This is a genomic window from Streptomyces sp. NPDC059456, assembly GCF_042750055.1.
Classification (GTDB): domain Bacteria; phylum Actinomycetota; class Actinomycetes; order Streptomycetales; family Streptomycetaceae; genus Streptomyces.
This window is the reverse complement of record NZ_JBHYVA010000849.1, coordinates 1-3,160: the sequence shown is the minus strand read 5'-3', so window position 1 is coordinate 3,160 and position 3,160 is coordinate 1. Positions and strand designations below refer to the sequence as shown.

Sequence of the window (3,160 nt, the reverse complement as noted above, 5' to 3'; positions counted from 1 at the left end):
CGCGGGGGCGCTGCGGCGGCGCCGCCCGGTCGGGGCGGCCGGCGGCGCGGCGGGGCCGGGGTCGGGGCTGCGGCGCCGTCCGGTGCCGGGTCCGGCGGGCGCCGTGAAGATCTCGCCGCCGGCGGGCGCGCCCCGGCGCCGTCCGGTCGGGGCGGCGGGTACGAGGGCGGCCTCGATGCCCTTGCGGCGCCGGGCGGCCCGCCGGTCCGCGGTGCGCGGGGCGGGCACCACGGCGGGCTCGATGTCCGGGGCGGCCTCGTTCCCGTACGACCTGGTGAAAGGATTCTCGCTCACGACGCTCGCTCCACTGGTCCGGCCCCATCGGTTCGGGCACGGCACCCTAGCGGAGCGTCCGTCACCCACCAAAGCCGTACGGCTACCCAGCGTGTCGGACGTGCGGCGGTCTCAGTAGTCGAAGGCGCGCGCCGTGTTCGCCGCCAGGGCGGTGGCCATCGCGTCCTCGCCGATCCCGCGCACCGCGGCCATCGCGCGCACGGTCAGCGGAATGAGGTACGGGGCGTTGGGCCGTCCGCGGTAAGGCGCAGGGGTGAGGTACGGGGCGTCCGTCTCGACGAGCACCAGTTCCAGCGGGGCGACGGCGAGGGCGTCGCGCAGCGGCTGTGCGTTCTTGAAGGTGACGGTCCCGGCGAACGACATGTAGTACCCGGCGGCCGCGCACTCGCGCGCCATCTCGGCGTCGCCGGAGTAGCAGTGGAACACGGTGCGCTCGGGGGCGCCCTCTTCGCGCAGGATGCGCAGGACGTCGGCGTGGGCCTCGCGGTCGTGGATGACGAGGGCCTTGCCCCGGCGCTTGGCGATCTCGATGTGGGCGCGGAAGGAGCGCTCCTGCGCGGCCATGCCCTCGGGTCCGGTGCGGAAGAAGTCGAGGCCGGTCTCGCCGACGGCCTTCACGTGGGCCAGCCGGGCGAGTTCCTCGATCTCGGCGAGCGCCTCGTCGAGCGCGGCCTCGCCGCCCCCGGTCCGGGCGCCCTGTCGCGACCAACCCCCAGGGTCCCCGTGGACGATGCGGGGCGCTTCGTTCGGGTGGAGGGCGACGGCGGCGTGGACGTTCTCGTGCGCGGCGGCGGTCTCGGCCGCCCAGCGGGAGCCCTTCACGTCGCAGCCGACCTGGACGACGGTGGTCACCCCGACCGACGCGGCCTTGGCGAGGCCCTCCTCGACGGTGCCGCCCTGCATGTCCAGATGGGTGTGGGAGTCCGCGACCGCCACCCGCAGGGGCTCGGGCAGCGGCGGCGGAGTGTCCTTGGAGGCTGTGCTCATGGGCCGATCCTATGACCGGCGGAAGATCCTCTTCAGTCGGGCGAGCAGGCCCCCGCGCTCCGCGGCCTCGTCCACCGCGACGGGTCCGGGGGCGTCGTGCGACGGGGTCTTGCGCTGCTTCGGGGTCCGCGGGACGTTCGCGCCGGCCGGCACGGGGCCGGCGATCCCGGGCGAGATGCGGTGGTGGTAGAGCTTGTCGATCGTGCCGAGCACCGACGACACCTGGCCCTCCCGCATGATCCGCACCACGTGCCCGCCGCAGTTGTGGCAGGTCGGGTTCGACAGCGGGGAGGGCACCCGCTCGCCCTGGACGGTGTAGATGATGAAGGGCTGGCCCTTGCCGTCGACGTGGTGCTCGATCTCGTAGCCCTGCTCCCACGCGTACCCGCACTTCATGCAGGCGAAGGAGTACGCCTCGTGCACGGTCGGCACAGCCGGCCGGGGCACGGTGACGGGTGCTGCGGGCGCCGTCGCGCTCGCGGGTACGGGGACGGGTACGGGTATCGAGGTGTCTGCGATCTCACTCATGCCAGCTCCTCTTGTTCCACTGGTGCCATTGCCAGTGGACGCCTCTTCGGGCGGGAGCGCATCAGGCCCTGTCTACTGTTGGACGGTCTTTGGGCGACTCATGCACAAAGCGCCCGGTGCGCGGTCTGAGCTTTGCTTTTCAGGTTAGCTCTTTACCGTCCTGGGGCATGTTCCGAGCCGCATTCTTTGCCGCGACCACCGCGTCGAAGACGTCCCGCTTGGGTACGCCGGCCTCGGCCGCGACCGCCGCGATGGCCTCTTTCCGCCGCTCCCCGGCCTCCTCGCGCACGCGCACCCTGCGCACCAGCTCCTCGTCGTCCACGTCGCCGGGCCCGGCGGCCGGGGCGCCCTCCACGACGACGGTGATCTCCCCGCGCACGCCCTCCGCGGCCCAGGCCGCCAGCTCGCCGAGCCCGCCGCGCTTGACCTCCTCGTACGTCTTGGTCAGTTCGCGGCAGACGGCGGCCCGCCGGCCGGCGCCGAAGACCTCGGCCATCGCGGCGAGGGTGTCGTCGAGCCGGTGGGGGGCCTCGAAGTAGACGAGCGTGCGGCGCTCGCCCTCGACCTCGCGGAGCCGGCCCAGGCGTTCGCCCGCCTTGCGCGGCAGGAACCCCTCGAAGCAGAAGCGGTCCACGGGCAGCCCCGACAGGGCCAGCGCGGTGAGCACCGCGGACGGCCCGGGCACGGCGGTGACCTTGATGTCCTTCTCGACGGCGGCGGCGACCAGCCGGTAGCCGGGGTCGGACACGGACGGCATGCCGGCGTCGGTCACCAGCAGCACCCGCTTGCCCTCCTCCAGCGCCTGGACGAGCTCCGGGGTGCGCGCCGACTCGTTGCCCTCGAAGTACGACACGACCCGCCCGGTGGTGTGCACGCCGAGCCCCTGCGTCAGCCGGCGCAGCCGCCGGGTGTCCTCGGCGGCGACCACGTCGGCCCGCTCCAGCTCGGCGGCGAGCCGGGGCGGGGCGTCGGCGAGATCGCCGATGGGGGTGCCGGCGAGCACGAGCACGCCCGCGGAGGAGGAGGTCGAGGAGGGGGTTTCGGAGCCGGTGGGCTGGTCAGTCGTCACCCGCCCATCCTCTCAGCCGTCCCACCCGGCACACGCTCCGACGGTCCCCGGCACTGGGGTTCGCACAGCTGCGTTCCCTACGATGACCCGGTGACCAGTACCGCGACGCCGCCGCCCAGCCCCGCGGGGGCCCCGCCCGCCCCTGCGGCGGGACGCGAAGAACAGCCGTCCACCTGGCTGCGCCGGCTGCGCAGCTTCGGCTACGCGCCGCCCGCCGGCGCCCGCCGGCCGGACGTCCGGGCCCGCCGGGTGCCCCCGCGGTCTCTTATACACCTCTCCGAG

4 protein-coding genes and 1 pseudogene are annotated in these 3,160 nt (G+C 74.3%); 1 reads left to right on the top strand and 4 read right to left on the bottom strand.

Annotated features, from left to right (window positions below):
- From ACFXA3_RS39520 to rsmI, 4 genes and pseudogenes are all read right to left on the bottom strand, one after another.
- Positions 1–294 (bottom strand): annotated as a pseudogene (locus tag ACFXA3_RS39520) (hypothetical protein); the annotation flags it as partial.
- Positions 295–405: 111 nt separating this feature from the next.
- Positions 406–1,281, bottom strand: a complete 876-nt coding sequence (locus ACFXA3_RS39515) for a TatD family hydrolase (protein WP_385195761.1) — start codon at positions 1,279–1,281, stop codon at positions 406–408.
- Positions 1,282–1,290: 9 nt separating this feature from the next.
- Positions 1,291–1,809 (bottom strand): hypothetical protein, encoded by a 519-nt coding sequence (locus tag ACFXA3_RS39510; RefSeq protein WP_385195758.1) that lies wholly within the window; start codon positions 1,807–1,809, stop codon positions 1,291–1,293.
- A 139-nt stretch (positions 1,810–1,948) separates the two neighbouring features.
- Positions 1,949–2,878, bottom strand: a complete 930-nt coding sequence (rsmI, locus tag ACFXA3_RS39505) for a 16S rRNA (cytidine(1402)-2'-O)-methyltransferase (protein WP_385195756.1) — start codon at positions 2,876–2,878, stop codon at positions 1,949–1,951.
- A 90-nt stretch (positions 2,879–2,968) separates the two neighbouring features.
- Here rsmI and ACFXA3_RS39500 point away from each other — a divergent pair.
- Positions 2,969–3,160 (top strand): hypothetical protein (locus ACFXA3_RS39500; protein ID WP_385195753.1); only part of this gene is annotated, 192 nt, incomplete at its 3' end.